This is a genomic window from Rothia sp. 27098_8_161, assembly GCF_041432905.1.
In the GTDB taxonomy this organism is placed as follows: domain Bacteria; phylum Actinomycetota; class Actinomycetes; order Actinomycetales; family Micrococcaceae; genus Rothia.
The window spans coordinates 1-19,566 of sequence record NZ_JAPWAL010000020.1 but is presented as its reverse complement, the minus strand read 5'-3'; the positions used below and the strand labels follow the sequence as shown (position 1 = coordinate 19,566).

At 58.8% G+C, this 19,566-nt stretch carries 15 protein-coding genes, 1 pseudogene and 2 riboswitches; of the genes and pseudogenes, 8 read left to right on the top strand and 8 right to left on the bottom strand.

Annotated elements, in window-relative coordinates:
* Positions 1-38: 38 nt before the first annotated feature.
* Together O3648_RS07105 and O3648_RS07100 are read right to left on the bottom strand one after the other, a co-directional pair.
* Positions 39-977: a hypothetical protein gene (locus tag O3648_RS07105; protein ID WP_371569290.1), complete on the bottom strand. Its 939-nt coding sequence runs from the start codon at positions 975-977 to the stop codon at positions 39-41.
* Positions 978-1,084: 107 nt separating this feature from the next.
* Positions 1,085-1,288, bottom strand: a pseudogene (locus O3648_RS07100) (lactococcin 972 family bacteriocin); the annotation flags it as partial.
* Positions 1,289-1,756: 468 nt separating this feature from the next.
* On the opposite strand from O3648_RS07100, the gene O3648_RS07095 reads away from it, so the two are divergent.
* Together O3648_RS07095 and O3648_RS07090 are read left to right on the top strand one after the other, a co-directional pair.
* On the top strand, positions 1,757-3,223 hold the full coding sequence (locus O3648_RS07095; RefSeq protein WP_279741475.1) for an NCS2 family permease: 1,467 nt from the start codon (positions 1,757-1,759) through the stop codon (positions 3,221-3,223).
* A 311-nt stretch (positions 3,224-3,534) separates the two neighbouring features.
* The gene (locus O3648_RS07090) at positions 3,535-4,983 is read left to right on the top strand and encodes an NCS2 family permease (RefSeq protein WP_371569288.1); all 1,449 of its coding nucleotides are present in this window, start codon (positions 3,535-3,537) and stop codon (positions 4,981-4,983) included.
* Positions 4,984-5,213: 230 nt separating this feature from the next.
* On the opposite strand, the gene O3648_RS07085 is transcribed toward O3648_RS07090, so the two are convergent.
* Both O3648_RS07085 and O3648_RS07080 read right to left on the bottom strand, forming a co-directional pair.
* Positions 5,214-5,657 carry a YchJ family metal-binding protein gene (locus tag O3648_RS07085; protein WP_314078897.1) on the bottom strand — a complete coding sequence of 148 codons (444 nt, stop codon included), beginning with the start codon at positions 5,655-5,657 and terminating at the stop codon, positions 5,214-5,216.
* Between the two features lie 179 nt (positions 5,658-5,836).
* Positions 5,837-7,264 (bottom strand): LLM class flavin-dependent oxidoreductase, encoded by a 1,428-nt coding sequence (locus O3648_RS07080; RefSeq protein ID WP_279741478.1) that lies wholly within the window; start codon positions 7,262-7,264, stop codon positions 5,837-5,839.
* Positions 7,265-7,377: 113 nt separating this feature from the next.
* Positions 7,378-7,486, bottom strand: a riboswitch (SAM riboswitch).
* Between the two features lie 175 nt (positions 7,487-7,661).
* Positions 7,662-7,757: riboswitch (SAM riboswitch) on the top strand.
* A 4-nt stretch (positions 7,758-7,761) separates the two neighbouring features.
* On the opposite strand from O3648_RS07080, the gene O3648_RS07075 reads away from it, so the two are divergent.
* The 4 genes from O3648_RS07075 (at position 7,762) to O3648_RS07060 (ending at position 13,120) form a co-directional block, all read left to right on the top strand.
* Complete coding sequence (locus O3648_RS07075; RefSeq protein ID WP_371569285.1) at positions 7,762-8,598, top strand: ABC transporter ATP-binding protein; 837 nt, start codon at positions 7,762-7,764, stop codon at positions 8,596-8,598.
* Positions 8,599-8,663: 65 nt separating this feature from the next.
* On the top strand, positions 8,664-9,728 hold the full coding sequence (locus O3648_RS07070) for an aliphatic sulfonate ABC transporter substrate-binding protein (RefSeq protein WP_279741480.1): 1,065 nt from the start codon (positions 8,664-8,666) through the stop codon (positions 9,726-9,728).
* On the top strand, positions 9,728-10,570 hold the full coding sequence (locus O3648_RS07065) for an ABC transporter permease (protein ID WP_371569281.1): 843 nt from the start codon (positions 9,728-9,730) through the stop codon (positions 10,568-10,570). The genes O3648_RS07070 and O3648_RS07065 overlap by 1 nt, the downstream gene beginning before the upstream one ends.
* 426 nt (positions 10,571-10,996) lie before the next feature.
* A complete protein-coding gene (locus O3648_RS07060; RefSeq protein WP_279754984.1) occupies positions 10,997-13,120 on the top strand; it encodes an AMP-binding protein in 2,124 nt (707 codons plus the stop codon).
* A gap of 143 nt (positions 13,121-13,263) precedes the next feature.
* On the opposite strand, the gene O3648_RS07055 is transcribed toward O3648_RS07060, so the two are convergent.
* A complete protein-coding gene (locus tag O3648_RS07055; protein ID WP_371569279.1) occupies positions 13,264-14,352 on the bottom strand; it encodes a C4-dicarboxylate ABC transporter substrate-binding protein in 1,089 nt (362 codons plus the stop codon).
* Between the two features lie 236 nt (positions 14,353-14,588).
* On the opposite strand from O3648_RS07055, the gene O3648_RS07050 reads away from it, so the two are divergent.
* A complete protein-coding gene (locus tag O3648_RS07050) occupies positions 14,589-15,440 on the top strand; it encodes a transcriptional initiation protein Tat (RefSeq protein ID WP_279754982.1) in 852 nt (283 codons plus the stop codon).
* A 116-nt stretch (positions 15,441-15,556) separates the two neighbouring features.
* Here O3648_RS07050 and O3648_RS07045 read toward each other — a convergent pair whose 3' ends face one another.
* Positions 15,557-16,681 (bottom strand): zinc-dependent metalloprotease family protein, encoded by a 1,125-nt coding sequence (locus tag O3648_RS07045; protein WP_371569276.1) that lies wholly within the window; start codon positions 16,679-16,681, stop codon positions 15,557-15,559.
* A 340-nt stretch (positions 16,682-17,021) separates the two neighbouring features.
* Entirely contained in the window at positions 17,022-18,605 is a 1,584-nt protein-coding gene (locus tag O3648_RS07040) for a DHA2 family efflux MFS transporter permease subunit (protein ID WP_371569273.1), read from the bottom strand.
* A 262-nt stretch (positions 18,606-18,867) separates the two neighbouring features.
* Here O3648_RS07040 and O3648_RS07035 point away from each other — a divergent pair, with 262 nt between their 5' ends.
* Positions 18,868-19,185, top strand: a complete 318-nt coding sequence (locus O3648_RS07035; RefSeq protein ID WP_279754979.1) for an acylphosphatase — start codon at positions 18,868-18,870, stop codon at positions 19,183-19,185.
* A 50-nt stretch (positions 19,186-19,235) separates the two neighbouring features.
* Here O3648_RS07035 and O3648_RS07030 read toward each other — a convergent pair.
* A partial coding sequence (locus tag O3648_RS07030) for a GNAT family N-acetyltransferase (RefSeq protein WP_371569270.1) occupies positions 19,236-19,566 on the bottom strand: 331 nt, incomplete at its 5' end.

Genomic DNA, 19,566 nt, shown 5'->3' with positions numbered 1-19,566 from the left:
GACCAGCCAGCCGCCGCGTCGCTCCTACCCAAACTCATTTAGGCGCTTGAGACCAGACCCGGAATAGTGCATGCCACTAAAACCACCACGGCATACTTAGCGATTGCACTCGGAACTGTAAAACGTCGATACGCCGGCTCCCTACGTCCCACAGCATTAATGCTCGGCCAAGTCATGAGGTTGATAAGTAGCAGAGCAACCAACATGAAGACGGTAAACACGGCAAAAATCAGCGCTGTAACCCCCAGCAGTTGAGGAAGATGCGCCACGCCATACACGAACCCCTCTACACATCCCATACACAATGCTGTTACCGCTGCAGGAGGTAGCGACAGGAGCAGGAGGTCTTGCGCATCCCTTAGCTGCAGGCGCCGCGGGGAGTATCCGTTCAGAAGCAGAATATTCTGAGTTCGCGAACGGACCGACAGCCACCCCATGATTGCGGTACAGAAGAGCACAGCCAGGCAAATAAGGCTCATCAGAGAGCCCGAAGAAGTAACTGCCCCGTACACAACACGCATCGGGTTAACGGAGGTAACTTTAACATCCATACCTTGTTCACGGGCAAGGTTTTCAAAAGCTCGCACAAATTCTTGACTACCCGCCAGAGCGTATTGGCCGTCAAGTGAGGAATCCCCCAGTGCTCGTGCCGGATACTTCTTTCCGTGCTTATCCGGGTCAAACCAATCGATAGTTTCACCGTCAGAGCTCAGTGAATTCGCCCCAAATACGTAGATGGATTTTCCGTGCCAGAAATCTTCGGGGTCGGCGACCACCTTGAGTAGCTGGGCACCATCGGCAGCGTAACGGTCCACCAGAGCGTCAAAGTTCTGAATCAGCTCAGACTTAGACTGTTGCGAAGCACGAAGAGAAAGCTGTGCTTGCGTATTGGTACCCAGAGGAGTCTGCGTCTCCAGGACGGAGATGAGGGCGCTACCCAGCAGAAAGGTCAGAACCGTGCACAGTACTGCGCACACTCTCAGAGCATTTTTCATCGTTGAACTCCGGTAACTGACGTAATTTTGTACAGTGGGCGGACGCTTTCACAGCGCCCGCCCACGTATCCGTTCAAATATCTACAGGTTTAGCAGACACGGTAGTAATAGGAAGGGTGGTAGTGCCAGAACAAGTTTCCCCAGACCCATTTCGATGCCCGAGCAGTTTCGCCAGCACGAGTATCTACGGAACGGACAGTCCCGAACGCAGTAGAAACAGTAGAACCATGACAACGATCATTATGGTGATAATCAGAGAAGGCGCGGTTACCGCCCCATTCAACCCCATAATTCCAATCGCCACCCTCATGCGGCTTCTAAGTACCGGCCAGGGCTGCTGTCCTGACACCAGTTGCAAGTGCTCCCGACATGGCGAGCACAGCGAGTGATTTCATGACTTTCATAGTCTTACCTTTCGGTAGAACTTTCCCCTTTGCAGGAGATATATTTTGCTCTTCCACCCTGTGTGTGGTAACGATATTAGCACTATAGTGAAGAAAATAATATAGTTTTTCAGAATATTTAGATTTAAAACATATATTTTTTTACTAGTCAGCGGATTTTAGAATTTTTACCTGCCTTATCAGGCTTCCTGAACGAAAGCTGGGAATTTCCTGGATTAACGCTTAGAGAAACTTTAACCGTAGAATATTCCGGTAACAACAGTGTCACCTCCCCAACACACCGGGAAGTGGCACTTTTTTATGCGGGATCGGAACCCCGAACCCCGCCCCTACGAGAGTATCTACGGATTTTCACGAATGTCCTCTGAGAACACCGCGGCTCCCCAGAACCCCAAGGCAGATGCCAAGGGCGCACTGGACCGTTACTTCAAAATCAGCGAACGTGGCTCCACCATCGCAGCGGAATTCCGAGGCGGCCTCGCCACCTTCTTCGCGATGAGCTACATTGTCGTGCTGAACCCCCTCATCATCGGCCTGGGTAAGGACGCATCCGGCAACGCCCTCGGCGTACCGCAGGTCGCAGCAATGACCGCACTGGTCGCAGGCGTCATGACCATCCTCATGGGCGTCATCGCCAAGCAGCCCTTCGCCATGGCGGCAGGTCTCGGCGTGAACGCGCTGCTGGCAACCACCATCGCCTCCACCCCGAACCTGACCTGGCCCGCAATCATGGGCCTGGTCGTATGGGCTGGTGTGCTGATGACCATCCTCGTGCTGACCGGCTTCCGCACCGCAGTGTTCAACGCGGTCCCCGAATCGCTCAAGGTCGCAATCGTCGTTGGTATCGGCTTCTTCATTGCCTTCATCGGCCTCGTCAACGCAGGTATCATCCGCCGCATGCCCGACGCAGCCGGCACCACCGTGCCCGTCTCCTTCGGCGTAAGCGGCCACCTGCTCGGTTGGCCCACCCTCGTCTTCCTCTTCGGCCTGTTCCTCACCATTGCGCTGTTCATCCGCAACGTGAAGGGTGCAATCCTCTACGGCGTGCTCGCCTCCACCGCCCTCTCCATCATCCTGGAGAAGGTCGTGCCCTCCGGCAGCTCGCTTCAGTCCCCCACCGGCTGGTCCCTGAACGTCCCCGTCTGGGACTCCAACACCAGCAAGCTGCCCGACTTCTCCCTGTTCGGCTCCGCTGACCTGTTTGGCGCCTTCGGCACCCTCGGCGGCATGGCTGCAGTTCTGCTGATTTTCACCATCCTCATCTCCGCATTCTTCGATGCAATGGGCACCTCCGTCGGTCTGGCAACCGAAGCAGGCACCATCAAGGATGGCCAGATTGAGAACGTTGACAAAGTCCTGCTCGTGGACGCCCTCGGCTCCGTAGTCGGCGGTGGCACTTCCTCCTCCTCCAGCCAGATTTTCGTGGAATCTGCAACCGGTATCGGCGCGGGCGCACGCACCGGCTTCGCAAACGTCGTCACCGGCGCACTCTTCCTCGTCGCAATCTTCCTGTCCCCGCTGGTCACCATCGTCCCCTTCGAGGCGGTTGCACCCGCAATGGTGTTCGTTGGCTTCCTGATGATCCGCCAGGCAGTGAACATTGACTGGAACGACTGGGGGCTGGGTATCCCCGCATTCATGACCATCATCTTCATGCCCCTCTCCTACTCCATCGCGGACGGTATCGGCGCAGGATTCATCTCCTACGTCTTCATCCGCCTGGTGCAGGGTCGCGGCAAGGACGTGCACTGGCTCATGTACGTGGTTTCTGCAGTGTTCCTCATCTTCTTCGCTAACGGCCTGATTACCGGCTGGATGCACTAAATACATCGGGTGCCTTACTCTCCACGCATGGAGGCGCAGGCACCATCGGGGCGGGGTATCAGCACCTTTGAGGTGCCGATACCCCGCCCTGCGCTATTCTTCCCCCGCTGCCGACCTAACTACAGGAGCGGGGAAACACCACATCACCGACTGAGCTGCCGCACACAACGCGTTTCAACGGCACAAGCTAGGAGGCGGCGCCTACAATGGTTGAACCATTGTGACGCCCAACCCCAGGATTTACCCGTGAGCTTTACCCGCGAAACTGGCGGCGCAACAGTACACACCGAACAACATCAACGGATCCTTATATGTCTGAACCTCAGAAGACGGCAGCGCCCACCAGCGCACTCGACCGCTACTTCAAGATTTCTGAACGCGGCTCCTCCATCGCCGCAGAATTCCGCGGTGGCCTCGCCGCATTCTTCGCCATGAGCTACATCGTGGTGCTGAACCCCCTCATCATCGGTACCGGCGCTGACGCATCCGAACGCATCCTCGGTATCGCACCCGTCGCAGCTGTGACCGCACTGGTTGCCGGTGTGATGACCATCCTCATGGGTGTTATCGCCAAGCAGCCCTTCGCGATGGCGGCTGGCCTGGGCGTGAACGCGCTGCTCGCCTCCACCATTGCCACCACCCCGAACCTGACCTGGGCAGACATCATGGGCCTGGTCGTTCTTGCCGGTCTAATCATGACCGTTCTGGTGCTCACCGGCTTCCGTACCGCGGTGTTTGAGGCGGTCCCCGAGTCACTCAAGACCGCGATTGTGGTCGGTATCGGCTTCTTCATTTCCTTTATCGGCCTGGTCGACTCCGGCATTATCCGCCGCATGCCCGACGCTGCAGGCTCCACCGTTCCGGTGACCCTCGGCGCGGGCGGTCACCTGCTCGGCTGGCCCACCCTCGTCTTCCTCTTCGGCCTGTTCCTCACCATCGCCCTGTTTATCCGCAACGTGAAGGGTGCAATCCTCTACGGCGTGCTCGCCTCCACCGCCCTCTCCATCATCCTGGAGAAGGTCGTGCCCTCCGGTTCCGTGACGAAGGCGGCAACCGGCTGGTCCCTAAACGTGCCTTCCCTGGAGGATCTGAAGTTCACCACGCCGGACTTCTCCCTCATCGGTTCCGCTGACCTGTTCGGTGCGTTCACCCATATTGGCCCGCTGGCTGCTTCCCTGCTGGTGTTCACCATTCTGCTGTCGGTGTTCTTCGACGCGATGGGCGTTTCGGTCGGTCTTGCCGCCGAGGCTGGCACCATGAAGGACGGCAAGGTTGAGGACATCGACAAGGTCCTGCTTGTGGACGCTTTCGGCTCCGTTGTTGGTGGTGGCGCATCCGGTTCAGCGAACCAGATTTTCGTAGAGTCCGCTACCGGTATTGGTGCGGGTGCACGCACCGGTTTTGCGAATATTGTGACCGGTGTGCTGTTCCTACTGGCGATTTTTATCTCGCCGCTGGTCACCATCGTCCCCTTCGAGGCCGTTGCTCCAGCGCTGGTCGTGGTCGGCTTCCTGATGATCCGCCAGGCCGTGAACATTGACTGGACCGACTGGGGTCTGGGTATTCCGGCGTTCTTGACCATTATTTTCATGCCGCTGTCGTACTCGATTGCGAACGGTATTGGTGCCGGCTTCGTGGCGTACACCTTCATTCGTCTGGTGCAGGGCCGCGGCAAGGATGTGCACTGGCTGATGTACCTGGTCTCCGCGGTGTTCGTGATTTACTTCGGTATGGGCATCATTAACGGCTGGACTAGCTAAGTCCGACAGTCTACATATTTGCTGAGGGCAGGTTCCTGAGGCGGCTGAGAATGTAAGTTTTCAGGCTGCCGAAGGGCCTGCCTTTGGCGTATCTGATTCACTCTTACATGTTCCTTATCGCTCCTGGGCGCGAGAAAATCATGGCAGAATCATTCCGTTTTCGGTATGATTCTGCCATTTCTTCTACGCCCGCCTTCTACACGTACAAGAGGCAGGGAAAGCTACGAGACCTAGCGGACGTCACCATCCACATAGAACCAGGCGCCGCCCACCTTCTCAAAACGCGACAGCTCATGCATGCTGCCCTTCACCCGCTCCTCCGCAGGTGTGCCCGGCCCCGAACGGTAATACGCAACGAACTCCACCGTACCTGATGCATCAAACGGGCCACCCGAAGCACCCAGAATATCCAGGCGATACCAGCGGATATCATCCTCCAACTCCAAGGTGGCCGGGCGAGTACTCGGATGCCAGCTCGCTAGCAGATACGCCGCATTCCCGGTCGCAAACGCGGTAAAACGCGAGCGCATCAGCTGCTCCGGCGTGGGAGCAGTCAACGTGCCGGAGGCGACAAACTCGCCCAGGAACCTGCCGCAGCAGGCGCCGTACACCTCGCCGCTCGAACAGGGGCAGCGGTCATCATGGTTAAGTTCAACCTGGTTCAGTTCAATCATGCCAATCAGTATAAAGAAATCACCGCGTCAAGAAGGTGCCCTGTATCAAGAAAACGGCGGCGGCACAGCACGAAGAAACGCCCGCTCCGCCTGGGATACACATCCCCAGCAGAACGGGCATTCTTGTTTTCAATCGTTAAGTTTGAGCGAACCTACACGGTGCGCATCAGCGACAACGCTTATTCAGCGATTGCGCGAGCCGGGGTGTCAGCCGCCGAAGGCTTACCCACATATGCGCCGCGGTACTTAGCAGCCGGGTGGCTGTCAGCAACCTTGGTGTGGCCCTTACCGAAGATGTTCTCACGCAGGGTGTTGCCCTCGTACTCGGTGCGGTAGCGGCCGCGCTTCTGCAGCTCGGGAACGACGTACTCGATGAAGTCCTCGAAGGAGCCCGGGGAGACGTGGTATGCCAGGTTGATGCCGTCCAGTCCACCCTCGTCGATCCAGCGCTCCAGCTCGTCAGCAACCTGAACCGGGTCACCAACAATGACCTCGCCCATGCCACCGATGGTGGTGTGCTCAGCGATGTCCTTACGGGTCCACTTCTTATCCTTCGCCTGCAGGGTGAAGGGGGTCAGGAAGGACTGAATCGACTCGGTCTGCACGTAGTTCAGGATCTCGTCCTCGTCGAACTGGGACAGGTCAACACCGGACCAGCCGCCGATAATGGCCTGTGCAGATTCGAGGTTCACGTACTTCTTGTACTCCTCGTACTTTGCCTTTGCCTTCTCCTCGGTCTCATCCACGATGACCGAGAGCATTGCGAGAATCTTCACGTCGTCGCGGCTACGGCCCTGCTCCTCGGCAGCGGCACGAATACGGTCGGTCACAACGCGGGTCAGGTCCGGGCGCAGGGCGCTAATGAACACAGCCTCAGCGTGCTTACCGGAGAACTTCTGGCCGCGGCTGGATGCGCCAGCCTGGAAGATCACGGGGGTGCGCTGCGGGCTCGGCTCGGTCAGGGAGATGCCGGGCACGGAGAAGTACTTGCCCTTGTGGCCAATCGGGTGGACCTTGGAGGGGTCAGCGTAGATGCCGCGCTCGCGGTCCTTGACGACTGCGCCGTCTTCCCAGGAGCCTTCCCACAGCTTGTAGCAGACGTCCAGGAACTCGTCAGCAATTTCGTAGCGCTCGTCGTGCGGGATCTGGGTGGGCAGACCCTGGTTCTCAGCAGCCGAAGGCAGGTAAGAAGTCACCACGTTGAAGCCGACGCGACCCTCAGTGAGGTGGTCGAGGGAGGCGTAGCGGCGAGCCAGGGTGTAGGGCTGCTCGAAAGTAGCGGCAGCAGTCACGCCGAAGCCGAGGTGCTCGGTCACTGCAGCCATTGCAGAAATCTGGGTTGCGGGGTCATTCACGGGAACCTGAGCGGCACCCTCAATGGCGGGAGCGGCAGAGTTCTTGTACACGTCGTAGATGCCGACAACGTCAGCGATGAACACGGCGTCAAACAGGCCGCGCTCAAGGGTCTTAGCCAGGTCAGTCCAGTACTTGATGGTGTTGTACTCGGTTGCGCGGGAGCGCGGGTGACGCCAGAGGTCGAAGCTCTGGTGACCAATGCAGGTCATCTCGAATGCGTTAACTACGATGCGCTTCTTCTGCTCAGCCATCGATTTTCCTTTCGCGAATGATCGGGGACGATCGGGTTTGTACCCTGCACCCCGCGCGCCGCCTCCTGATGCCTTCTGCGTTCGGTGGTGGCCTTCGTGCAGGTGGCGCGTTCGCGCCGTACTTGCCTCTTTTCGTTGAGGCCAGATCATCATCTGGGGCACCCCGCTACGGGAGAGGGTTGCCGCCCGGCTAGCCAGAGCTTAGCGCCGGGACTCATAATCTCGTGGTTTGAGTGTACGGGGCGCACAGGAGGGAGAGCACGTTTGTGACGAAAAAATATTTTTGTGACGCGCAACCGAAATATTTCGCGACAAATGCGAAATATACAGTCATAGAAATTCATACGCGCCCACTGGATTGATTGAGGCACGCCATAGCCCATAGGGTTGGAGGAGCAAACCATCCAGAGCGACTGAGAGACCTGGCTCCACGACGTCGCAGCAACCGGCACAGATTTTTTCGCCCCGGTGCTAACGCCAGGACCGATGGAAGTGACATGACACTCAACAGTGCAGTACTTGACGTACCCACCAGTGAAAACACCGGCCACCACGCCGTATCCACCGCCGCCGTCCCCCTGAGCTTTGAAAACGTCGGACAATCTTTCCCCGTGCCCGGCGGAACCCACGAAGTTCTTCGCGGAGTCTCCTTCACGGTAGCCCCCGGCGAGATTATCTCCGTCATCGGCTCCTCCGGATGCGGCAAATCCACCCTCTTGCGTGCAGCAGCAGGCCTGAACCGCATCACCGCAGGTACCGTGCGTATCGGCGAGAAGGCAGTGACCGGCCTCGACCCCCGCGTCGCTATCGGCTTTCAGGAACCGCGCCTGCTCCCCTGGCGCACCGTCGTCGACAACGTGGCTCTCGGACTGCCGCAGGGCACCAGAAAATCTGAAGGCACAGCATCCGTAGCGCGCCTGCTCGACCTGGTCGGCCTGGGCGAGTACGCAACCCACCGTCCCAAGGAAATTTCAGGCGGTATGGCTCAGCGCGTGTCCCTGGCGCGAGCGCTCGCACGCAACCCCGGCGTGCTGCTGCTCGACGAGCCCTTCGGTGCTCTGGACGCGCTGACCCGCATCAACATGCAGGATTTGCTGTTGGACGTGCACCGTCAAGACCCGACCACGATTCTGCTGGTCACCCACGATGTGGAAGAGGCGCTGTACCTCTCTGACCGGGTGATCGTCCTCGGTAAGGACACCCCGGAGGCGCCCGCCACCATCCAGCGCATTGTGACCGTTGAACGCTCTCACCCGCGTGACCGCGCCGATGCAGAGATCACAGCACTGCGTAGCGAACTGCTGGCTGAGCTCGGCGTGGAAGATAACGCCTAAAAGCCGCCACGAAATACATTTCCCGCACATCACATCATCATCTTCAGAAGCGAAAAGATTTCATCATGACTTACTCCCCGTCTCGCCGTACCGCCCTCAAGTCCCTTGCCGCAGCCACCGCTTTTGCTACTCTGCTTAGCGCCTGCGCCGGTGAAGGTTCCGGTTCCGCTAACGCCTCCGGTGTTGCCGGTGGTGGCAGCCAGAACACCGTGACCATTGACTACGCCACCTACAACCCGCTGTCCCTGATTATCCGCAAGAAGGGTTGGCTTGAGACCGCCCTCGCTGCCGAGGGTAAGAAGGTTGAGTGGGTCAAGTCGGCTGGTTCGAACAAGGCGAATGAGGCTCTGCGTAGCGGCAATATTGATGTCGGCTCGACCGCTGGTTCGGCGGCGCTGCTGGCACGCGCTAATGGCTCCCCCATTAAGGTCATTAGCCTCTACTCGCAGCCGGAGTGGTCGGCACTGGTAACCCGCAAGGATTCGGGCATCACCAAGGTTGCGGATCTGAAGGGTAAGACCGTTGCTGTGACCAAGGGTACCGACCCGTACTTCCTACTGCTGCAGGCGCTCAAGCAGGAGGGTATTTCTGCTTCAGATTTGACCATTCAGAACCTGCAGCACGCCGACGGCCGTACCGCCCTGGATAACGGTCAGGTCAACGCGTGGAGCGGCCTGGACCCGATCATGGCTGCCGCCGAGGTGGAAAGCGGCGACGTGCTCTTCTACCGCAACCTAAACTTCAACACCTACGGCTTCCTGAACGCGGCCGAGAAGTTCATTCAGTCCAACCCGACCGCCGCACAGACTATCGTGGACGTGTACGAGTACGCTCGCGCCTGGGCTAAGAAGAACCCCGAAGAGGCAGTGAAGATTGTCGAGGAGGAGTCCGGCATTAAGCACGAGACCGCCCAGGTCGTCATGGAGCGTACCCACCTGGATATTGACCCGGTTCCGGGCGCTAAGCAGGTTGAGGTTCTGAAGGGTGTCGGCCCGATTTTGGTCGAGTCCGGCGACGTTCCTTCCCAATCCGACGTGGACAAGGCGCTGAACAGCATTGTGGACGACCAGTTCGCAAAGAAGGCTGACAACGCAGCCGTCGAGAAGATCGCGAAGGTGGTTGAGAAGTAATGACCGCCGCAACGATTACCGCCGCCTCCAGCGCTCGCGCTGAGCGTGCCGAGAAGCGCGTCTCATCCGTGAAGCTACCGTCGAACCCGTTCGCCGGTAAGCAGTACCTGGGTCTGATTCTTCCCCTGGCACTGATTGCCCTCTGGTACATCCTGAGCACGAACGGCGTGTTCACCCAGGTCCAATTGCCGTCCCCCGACCGTGTGGTCAGCGCCGGTATTGAGCTAGCGCAGCGCGGCGAGTTGGGTCGCCACGTGGCGATTTCTACTCAGCGTGTACTGATTGGTTTCGGTATTGGTGCCATGCTTGGCCTGGTGCTGGGTGCGCTGATTGGCTTGTCCGCGCCGGTGCGTCTGATTGCCGCGCCGACTATCGGTGCGTTGCGTGCCGTGCCGTCCCTGGCGTGGGTTCCATTGCTTCTGCTGTGGATCGGTATCGGCGAGAATTCCAAGGTGACCCTGGTTGCTATTGGTGCGTTCTTCCCGGTGTACACCACAGTTTCTGCGGCCCTGGCGCACGTTGACCCGAAGCTTGTGGAGGCGGCACGCGCCTTCGGACTGAAGGGTCTGCGCCTGTTCACCACGGTTCAGCTTCCCGCGGTTCTGCCGTCGGTGGTTTCGGGTCTGCGTCTGGCGCTAGCTCAGGCGTGGCTGTTCCTAGTCGCCGCTGAGCTGCAGGGTGCATCTATGGGTCTGGGTTATCTGCTGACCGACTCGCAGAACAATGGCCGTACCGACCGCCTGCTGCTGTCTATTGTGGCGCTGGCGGTGCTCGGTAAGATTACCGACGCGCTGGTGGGCGTATTCGAGCGCTGGGTGAAGGCGAAGTACCCCAGCAACTAGAACCACAGCTAGACACAATACTCAGCACGCTCTGAGTTTTAGGAGAGATGTCCGCTGCGTGGTTGCTCCCCCGAAGATGAGCTAATCATCGCTACGTGCCGGAGAAAGAAGTCGGCGGGGAAACCTGTCGTCTACTGAATGATGATGAATCCCGCACCGCGCCCCACAGCAGTGAGCGCGGTGCGGGGTCTTTAAATATGTCGTTATATTACGAACTGGTGCTCACCATACCGAATATGACGGTCCCCTTTGCGTCCGCCCCCTCGGGCGCGCTTTACTAAGAAGGCAAACCATCCAGAGCGACCGAGAGACCTGGCTCAACGACGTCGCAGCAACCCCCTCGTCAACGCACACACAGACCCCACGGTCGCACAGACAACGGCACGGCGAGCAAGGGTGCTAATGCCAGCAACCGATGGGAGAATAATGGGACTGCCCACCCCCTACTCGTTCACCGACCCGCTGAACCCCACCCCGAATCCCGCCCTCGAATCTGACGAGGCACGCGTCGCGTTCTGGGAGAAGCAGGCACAGCGCCTCACCTGGGCTGAGCCCTGGCACACCGCGCACCGCTTCGAGAAGCCGAAGTCCCTCGGCTTCGATAAGGACGGCATCGAACAGTTCAGCATCCCCGAAATTAAGTGGTTCGAGGGCGGTAAGCTCAACGTCGCCTACAACTGCGTAGACCGCCACGTGGAGGCGGGCCGCGGCGACAAGGTAGCCCTCTACTTTGAAGGTGAACCCGGCGACCGTGAGGCCATCACCTACGCCGAGCTACAGCGTCGTATTGCGAAGGCAGCGAATGGTCTGCTGTCTTTGGGCGTGCGTAAGGGTGACCGCGTGGTCATCTACCTGCCCGTCATTCCCGAAACCATTATTTTCACGCTCGCCTGCGCACGTATTGGCGCGATTCACTCCCTCGTTTTTGGTGGTTTTTCCGCCGAGGCGCTGAAGTTCCGTGTGGAAGACACCGGCGCGAAGGTTCTCATCACCACCGACGGCCAGAACCGTCGCGGCAAGGTCGTTCCCGTGAAGGTGAACGCTGATGAGGCATGCTCGGGTGAGAACAACATTGAGCACGTTATCGTGGTGGACCGCACCAGCGCCTCCGACCCGGTTGCACACGCGGCTGTGCCGTGGACTGAGGGCCGCGACGTCTGGTACCACGACCTGGTGGACGATCAGCCAGACACTCACGCCTACGAACTGCATGATGCTGAGGATCCGCTGTTCATTATTTACACCTCCGGCACAACCGGTAAGCCCAAGGGCCTGGTGCACACGATGGGCGGCTATCTGGTGCAGACCGCATACACTCACGCGCTGCTGTACGATTTGCTGCCGGATTACGTGGAAGAGAACGGCGTATTGCGCCCCGACGAGCTGTCCGCGGTCAATGACGCACAGAAGGTTGAGTCCACCGTTCACTGGTGCACCGCCGACCTCGCATGGGTGACCGCCCACACCTACGAAATTTACGGTCCGCTGGTGAACGGTGTCTCCGAGGTAATTTACGAGGGTACCCCGAACACCCCGCACTTCGGCCGCCACTTTGAGGTCATTGAACGCTACGGCGTGACCAACTACTACACCGCCCCGACCCTGATTCGTTCGCTCATGGGCGCGTTCCCGAATGGCCCGGAGCCCGGCAAGTACGACTTCTCGACCGTGCGTCTGCTCGGTTCGGTGGGCGAATCCATCAACCCGGAGGCGTGGCGTTGGTTGCGTCAGCACGTGGGCGGCGGCACCGCGGCGTTCATTGACACCTGGTGGCAGTCAGAGACCGGTTCGACCGTGTGCTCACCGCGTCCGCACGACCCGGCATTCGCGCCCGAGGGCACCTACCCGGAGGGCACCCCGCACTGCACTCCCCTGCCCGGTTGCGCTACCCGCGCTGTTCCCGGCGTATCCACCCGCTTGGTGGATGAGCACGGCGACCCGGTCGAACCGGGCAAGCAGGGCTTTATTGTGGTCGATAAGATTGGCCCGTCCATGGCTCGTACCGTGTGGCAAAACCCGCAGCGTTACCTGGAATCCTACTGGCGTCACTACGGCGAGCGCGGCTGGTTCCTAGCTGGCGACGGCGCGAAGGAAGACGAAGAGGGTAACGTGTACATCCTCGGCCGTATTGATGACGTGATCAACATTTCAGGTCACCGTCTGTCCACGATTGAGATTGAGTCGGCTCTGGTGACTCACCCGGCTGTGGTTGAGGCTGGTGTCTGCCCCGTGGAAGATGAACTGACCGGTCACCAGGCGGTCGCCTACGTAACGCTCACCGATGAGGGTAAGGCCCTGACTGAGGATGAGCTGAAGGGTGCGCTGACTGATCATGTGCGTGAGCACATTGGCCCGATTGCTAAGCCGAAGGATGTTGTGGCGGTTGCTGATATCCCGAAGACTCGTTCGGGTAAGATTACTCGCCGTCTACTCGGTGAGCTATACCAGGGTCGTTCTTTGGGCGATGTTTCTTCGCTGCAGAATGAGGAGGCGCTGGGCCACATTGCGCAGGTTTTGGTGGATACTGGCCGCGTAAGCGAGGCTGTCTAAGCTCCCCTGCTGAGCTGAAAAGTTGCATAGAGTAAAGGCGCGGATACCGAATAATGATTCGGTATCCGCGCCTTGCTATTTTACTGAGCTGACGAGGCTCTTTATCAGCAGTGTGTAGAACGGTTAGATTCCGATCAGTCAGCCTACTTAATCAGGCCCAGCGAACGAGCGTGTTCAGCGGTAATGCCGCTCGGTTCAATGTGCTCGGTGCCCTTGCCCTTCTCCGGGTTTTCGGTCGCCTGGAAGCGGAGCACCTTCATATCGTTTGCCGCGCCCAGGTTGGTAATCATGCCGTCACCGTTGAGGTCCACGGACACCGGCTCGGTGTCTATCTTACCGTTGCCGTTAAAGTCAATCGGCTGGTTGGCGGGCTTACCCTTGTACAGGAATCCAGCCGCGCGGGGACCAAAGCCGCGTGCCTCGTACAGCTTCGCCTCGTTGAGCATGCGATACTCTGCGGTGGAGTAGCCGAAGTAGCGGCTACCGTCAGCCATGGGCACGCCGGTGAGGGTGTACTGGTAGTTCATGACGCTATAGTAGTTGGGCTTGTAGTTGATTTCGTCCCAGCCGCCGTGGCTCAGGGCGAGGTTGTGGCCGAGCTCGTGCACAAACACTGCCACGCGGATGTCGCTGCTTGCCTTGCCCCAGAAGTGCGGGCCGACGGTGACCATGAGGTTGCGACCACCGAAGTTAGCGATCCCGGAGGAGGTGCCGTTATCGTAGTAGTCACCCCAGATGACGTAGTGGAAGGTGCCTTCGCGGGCGGGGTTGAACTTACCTTCGGTTGCCTTGATGCGGTGGAGAGCCTTGAACTCGCTGTCGAGTTCCTGGTAGCTGATTTCGTTGCCGCCGCCGAGGTTGTATTTGGCGCTGCGGGCACTACCGGCGTCCAGGTGAATGTTCACGCCGGTGGTGCCATTGGGGTTGCGCACGGGCAGGTCGGCATAAATCTTGGTGATGCGGTCCAGTTCGTCTTCGCTGGGTAGCAGGCCAGCCATGTAGTCCATCTCAACGAAGATGTCCTTGTGGTTGGGGTCTGCGCCCATTGCGGGGAAGTCGACGTCGATTTTGCCGTCTCCGTCGGCGTCGTAGCCCTTCATTTCCCAGGTGTTGGGGATGCCGTCGCCGTCAATATCGGGGCTGTAGGCGTTTGCTGCGGGGGCTGCAATAGTACCCAAGCAAAGCACTGAGAGGGAGGCGAGCGTGATGCGTGCGCTCTTCATAAATGCCATATTGTGTTCCTTAAGTGTGTGTGTGGTGACCGGTGGTGTTTCTATGGAGTTTTCCGGGAGGACGTCCTCCACAGTTTCCATAATGCTCCCGTTTCACTCGCTATGTGAGCTGGGTGCCACAATGTTCATACATTGAGGTAAAAGTTGAGATAATTTTGAAGATGAGCTGGATTACATTAGAGTATCAGTAATTCAAATCACATGCATCACCACATTCTTCATAACAAGAGAGATCCATGACTTCTTCGCCGAACATCACTAATGGCCTGAACCGCCGCGCCCTCATCAAGGGTGCCGTGTGGGGCACCCCCGTCATCGCAACCGCAGCGGCGGTACCCGCCTACGCGGCGTCCACCGATGCGCAGGAAACCCCGACTCTAAAGTTCGGTGTCTTCACCCAGGCGTTCAACTCGAACCCCACCAACGACTTTGACACCCGCTACGGTCTGGACTCCTACACCGTGCAGGTACCCAACATCACCGCAACCTCCACCACCCCGCAGAGTGCCGGCGGCGGCGCCTTTACCCCCGGCGGTAGCGTCGGCGCAGGCCTGTACGGTGGTGCGGGCCTATGGATTTCCGCACCCATCAACTCCAAGGGCGAGTTCCAGGGTAGCACCTGGCTGTACGGCTCCGCGCACCTGCAGGTGACCTTCGAGTTCACTTTCCCCACCGCCGAGGATGTCACCGACCCGCTGCTGTGGGACATCGATAACGACGTTGAGATCCCGGCACTCGCCAAGAGCGAGGGCGGCGCGAAGACCAACAACCCCGCCGTGGCGGCGTTCAACGGCGTCGCATACACGGCAAAGTTCTACGAGCCGATCATCGAGAACAACGTCTGGACCGGTGTACTAGACATCCGCACCTCCGACTTCTTGGAAGCCACCGCGAAGGACGGCGTGAGCTACGCACAGGTGCTGGCTTCGCTGGTTCCGGTGTACTTCACCGAGGTAACCTCCAGCTACACCCTGACCACCACCGCTCAGATTACCAGCGGTAGTGTCGCAATGCAGCTGACCGAGGGTGGCGAGTACACCTTCAAGAACCTGGCTGGTTTGAGAGCTTCGGCAACCATCACCCGCTAAAGGGACAAACATAAACGAGGGGCCCGGCATCCATAACGGATGCCGGGCCCCTGTGCTATTGACCTGCGCTATTGAGGAAGCTTGGCCTATCGGTTACCGCTGGTAGCCGCTAGAGGCTAGTCCTTCGCGGGAACCAGACCCTCAGCACGAGCGTACTCAGCGGTCATTTCGTTGTCTTCAATCTCGCCAGAGAGCTCTGCCTCGGGAGAGTACGCACCCCGCTGAACTTCCTTGCCCTGAGCCTGCAGCTTGAAGGTCTTCATATCGTTCGGCGCAGTCAGCACGGTCTTCTTACCGTCACCGTTAATGTCCGCCTCAACCGGCTCGTCGTCAATCTTACCGTTACCGTTGAAGTCTATAGCTTCCCACGCGGGCTTGCCGTTGTAGTAGAAACCATAGGCGTTACGACCGAAGCCGGTCTTCTCGTCTAGCTTAGTTTCGTCCAGATCCTTGTAGGCGCGGGTCGAGTAGCCGAAGTACTTCGTGCCGTCTGCACGCTCCAGACCACGCAGCTGGTAGCGGTAGTTCATAATGCTCATATAATTCGGCTTGTAGTTCACGTCATCGGTGCCACCGTGGCCCAGACCGAGGTTGTGGCCGAGCTCATGCACGAAGGTTGCCACGCGAACATCGGAGATTGCGGACTTACCCCAGAATCGCGGGCCAACGGTCACGATGAAGCCGCGACCGCCCATATAACCCTGACCGGAGGAGCCCTTATCGCCGTAGGAGTCGCCCCAAATCATGTAGTGGAAGACGCTGCGACGGTTCGGATCCATATTTTCGATGTAGAGATCACCCCAGCGCTGCATCTTATCGTCCAGCTGCTCGTGCGCCACTTCATTGCCGCCACCTAGGTTGTACTTGGCGCTACGGGCACTACCGGCGTCCAGGTGAATGTTAATGCCGGTGGTGCCATTGGGGTTGCGGATCGGTAGCTTCGCGTAGATTTCGGTAATGCGGTCGAGCTCATCCTCGCTGGCGAGCAGGTCGGGCATGTAGTCCATCTCCACGAAGAGGTCCTTCTTCAGCGGGCTAGCGCCCATACCGGGGTAGTCCACGTCTACCTTACCGTCGCCATCGGCGTCATAGCCCTTCATCTCCCAGGTGTTGGGGATGCCGTCGCCGTCAATATCAGGGTTGTATGCATTAGCGGCAGGTGCGGTTACAGTACCGAGCACCAGCAGAGCCGCCGAGGCAAGCGCGGTACGTGCCGCTCGAGTAGAAAAGGAGAAAGGCATCTGTATCTCTTCTTGTGTTTGTTCGCATGGATGTGCGCGAAGACCCTCGTGATGATGCGAGTAGCCGTGGGTGGCGTTGAGTGAACCGTTGGATCATCAGGCGCAGCCGATGCGTGAGAGTGAATTATGTATGCACTGTAGTACGGCACCCCAAACAAGTATGGTGGCGCGGGATGCCGCTTAAAAGAACAGCGGGTCACTGTTTTTCGTGAGGTTTTGACACCTCAGAGCAACAATGACCTCGCTTCATCATACACAGCGTTTATATGCCTTGTCCCGGTGTACGCACCGTATTTGCGTTGACATGGCGAACATTACGTAAAAGCGCTCTGATAAGCCTCTATTTAGTGTTTTCTACCTCAGACTCTGCCTCAGCGTTCTGTACGGCAGCCTTCGCCCCGGAGGTCTTTGCGGAGGCGTAGAACAGGCACACAACCGCACCCACAACCGAAGCGGCCAGGGGCAACATCATGGAATCCGCCATTGCCGCCGCGTAGGGTTCACGCAGGATCTGCGGAAGCACGCCGCCTCCAGCACCGCCGTGAGAGCTACCGCCCGCTGCGACAGCCGGACCCAACGCGGAAAGATGCGAGGTAATTGCAGAAGCCATAATCGTAGTGATTGCAGCCGAACCGAGTACCGACGCCATCTGGCGGGTCTCGTTGTACACACCCGAACCGGCACCGGCACGCTCAGGCGGCAGGTTACGAGTCGCAGACACCGACAACGGACCCCAGATGCAGGCGTTTGCCGCACCCAGAATAATCATCGGGCCAACCATCAGCCACAGGTTGCCGTCAGCAACCATCGTCGGGCGTAGCAAAGCAAAACCGATAACCAACAGCGTAAAGCCAATCACCGCAATCCACTTCGGGTCATAGCGGTTCAGGCGCGCACCCACCGCCGGTGCCAACGCACCCGAGGACAGAGCTAGCGGTGCAGTCATCAGTGCCGCCTCAGTCGGGTTCAGGCCCTCTACCTGCTGCAGGTACAGGGTCAGCGGGAACGCCATGCTGATAGCAACCACGCCCATCGCAGCGATACCCACGTTCGACACGGAGAAGTTACGGTCACTGAACAGGCTCAGCGGAACCAGCGGCTCACGCGAGTTAATAGCCTGCCAACCAATGAACAGCGCCAGCACCATAATGCCGGCAATAATCAGGCCCCACACGCTCACCGCAATGCCGGTGCCCATGAACGAATCAGTGATGATACCCCAATCGTAGGTGGTGCCTTCCTGAATACCGAAAACCAGCAGGAACAGACCAATCGCCGAAAGCACCACACCTAACCAGTCGAAGCTGTGCTTCTTCTGCTCGAACACCGGCACATTACGCCACGCCAGGAACATACCCAGAATGCCGACCGGAATATTGATGAAGAAGATCCAGCCCCAGCTGAGGGTATCCACCAGCACTCCGCCCAGAATTGGGCCGACCAGCGCGGCAATACCCGCGGTCGCACCCCAAATACTCATGGCAACACCACGCGCATTCGGCGGGAACATCAGCGTAATCAGAGACATGGTCTGCGGGGTCATCAACGATGCGCCCAGGCCCTGCACCACGCGGGCAGCGATGAGCGATTCAACATCCGCCGCCAGACCACACCACAGGGAAGCGAGCGTAAAAATACCCATACCGATCATGTACAGGTTCTTCTGACCGAAGCGGTCACCCATACGGCCGGTGATGAGCAACGGCACAGCATACGCCAGCAGGTAGGCGCTCGTCACCCACATGCCCTCCGACAGGGACGCCTCCAAATCCTGCAGCATATGCGGCAGGGCGATGGTGACAATATTGCCATCCACAAGAATCATAAAGAAGCCAACGACGAGGGACCAGAGAGCAGGCCAGGGCTTGTAGGGTGTCTTTGCCGGGTTACCGACAAGAGGCGCTTTTTTAGGGCGTGAACTCAATGATCCTCCAGGGATGGGTTGTATACGGGTAGGTATCTGTGTGGTCAGGGTTGCCGCTTAGTGAATGTCCCTAATGTTACTCCTTTTCAGAGCGCGGCTTCGGTTGCTCTACCCTTATTCAACTCTTCACGGCGCATATGCAGGGCAACCAGGCAACAGGCACCCCGCACCCTCTAAACTAAAGCTATAGAAACTGTTAGAGCGCCATCATCGGCACTCACTCCATCAGACCACCCTCAATGAGATGTCCCCGGGAGGGCCCATGGGTTTCTTTGATTTCTTCACCGACCGCACCCCGGCAGAACCCGCCGAAATCCGCCTCGTCGCTTTCGTGAGCGGCAAGGTGCAGGGTGTGGGTTTCCGTTGGTGGTGCGCCGGAACCGCAAAGCCTATGGGCCTAACCGGCTACGCCGAAAACCTGGACGACGGGCGCGTGAAAGTTGTTGCGGAAGGTACCGCCGCCTCCTGCACTCGCCTGGTGGATGTGCTGCACGGTGACGACACCGCCGGACGCGTGGATGAGGTACTTGTCGAGTGGGAGGAGCCGAGCGGCTCATTCCGCGGCTTCGGCATCAGGTAGCTTTTGCGGGTTCCCACTCAACCTCGTGCACGTTACATCCAGAGCGCAGTTTAGTTAGCCCAGAGCGCCACAAATTGTGCGCGGTTCATATCAGCTCGGCGTACCCGATGCTGCACCGGGTGACCGTTCTCGTCGGGGCGACCGGAGTTCGGGTCAATATCGTCATAGATGCCGGTGAAACCCACCTTAACCGCCACTCGTTCAGAGGCCTCGTTACCCGCCAGGGCGGTCCAGCGGACGGTATCAAGACCCAACCCGAGCGGGTCGAAAGCGTAGCCGAGGACGGCTCGCAGAGCCTCGGTCATATAACCCTTTCCGCGCGCCTTCGGGGCGGCGTAATAACCCAGTTCGGCGCGAGTTCCGGGGCCTTCGGGGGTTCCG

What these genes read in the sequence shown, in the direction of transcription:
- O3648_RS07065 (WP_371569281.1), top strand. Translation starts at nt 9,728, where the DNA reads ATGACCGCCGCAACGATTACCGCCGCCTCCAGCGCTCGCGCTGAGCGT.
- O3648_RS07060 (WP_279754984.1), top strand. Translation starts at nt 10,997, where the DNA reads ATGGGACTGCCCACCCCCTACTCGTTCACCGACCCGCTGAACCCCACC.
- O3648_RS07080 (WP_279741478.1), bottom strand. Translation starts at nt 7,264, where the DNA reads ATGGCTGAGCAGAAGAAGCGCATCGTAGTTAACGCATTCGAGATGACC.
- O3648_RS07095 (WP_279741475.1), top strand. Translation starts at nt 1,757, where the DNA reads ATGTCCTCTGAGAACACCGCGGCTCCCCAGAACCCCAAGGCAGATGCC.
- O3648_RS07045 (WP_371569276.1), bottom strand. Translation starts at nt 16,681, where the DNA reads ATGCCTTTCTCCTTTTCTACTCGAGCGGCACGTACCGCGCTTGCCTCG.
- O3648_RS07055 (WP_371569279.1), bottom strand. Translation starts at nt 14,352, where the DNA reads ATGGCATTTATGAAGAGCGCACGCATCACGCTCGCCTCCCTCTCAGTG.
- O3648_RS07090 (WP_371569288.1), top strand. Translation starts at nt 3,535, where the DNA reads ATGTCTGAACCTCAGAAGACGGCAGCGCCCACCAGCGCACTCGACCGC.
- O3648_RS07085 (WP_314078897.1), bottom strand. Translation starts at nt 5,657, where the DNA reads ATGATTGAACTGAACCAGGTTGAACTTAACCATGATGACCGCTGCCCC.
- O3648_RS07035 (WP_279754979.1), top strand. Translation starts at nt 18,868, where the DNA reads ATGGGTTTCTTTGATTTCTTCACCGACCGCACCCCGGCAGAACCCGCC.
- O3648_RS07050 (WP_279754982.1), top strand. Translation starts at nt 14,589, where the DNA reads ATGACTTCTTCGCCGAACATCACTAATGGCCTGAACCGCCGCGCCCTC.
- O3648_RS07075 (WP_371569285.1), top strand. Translation starts at nt 7,762, where the DNA reads ATGACACTCAACAGTGCAGTACTTGACGTACCCACCAGTGAAAACACC.
- O3648_RS07070 (WP_279741480.1), top strand. Translation starts at nt 8,664, where the DNA reads ATGACTTACTCCCCGTCTCGCCGTACCGCCCTCAAGTCCCTTGCCGCA.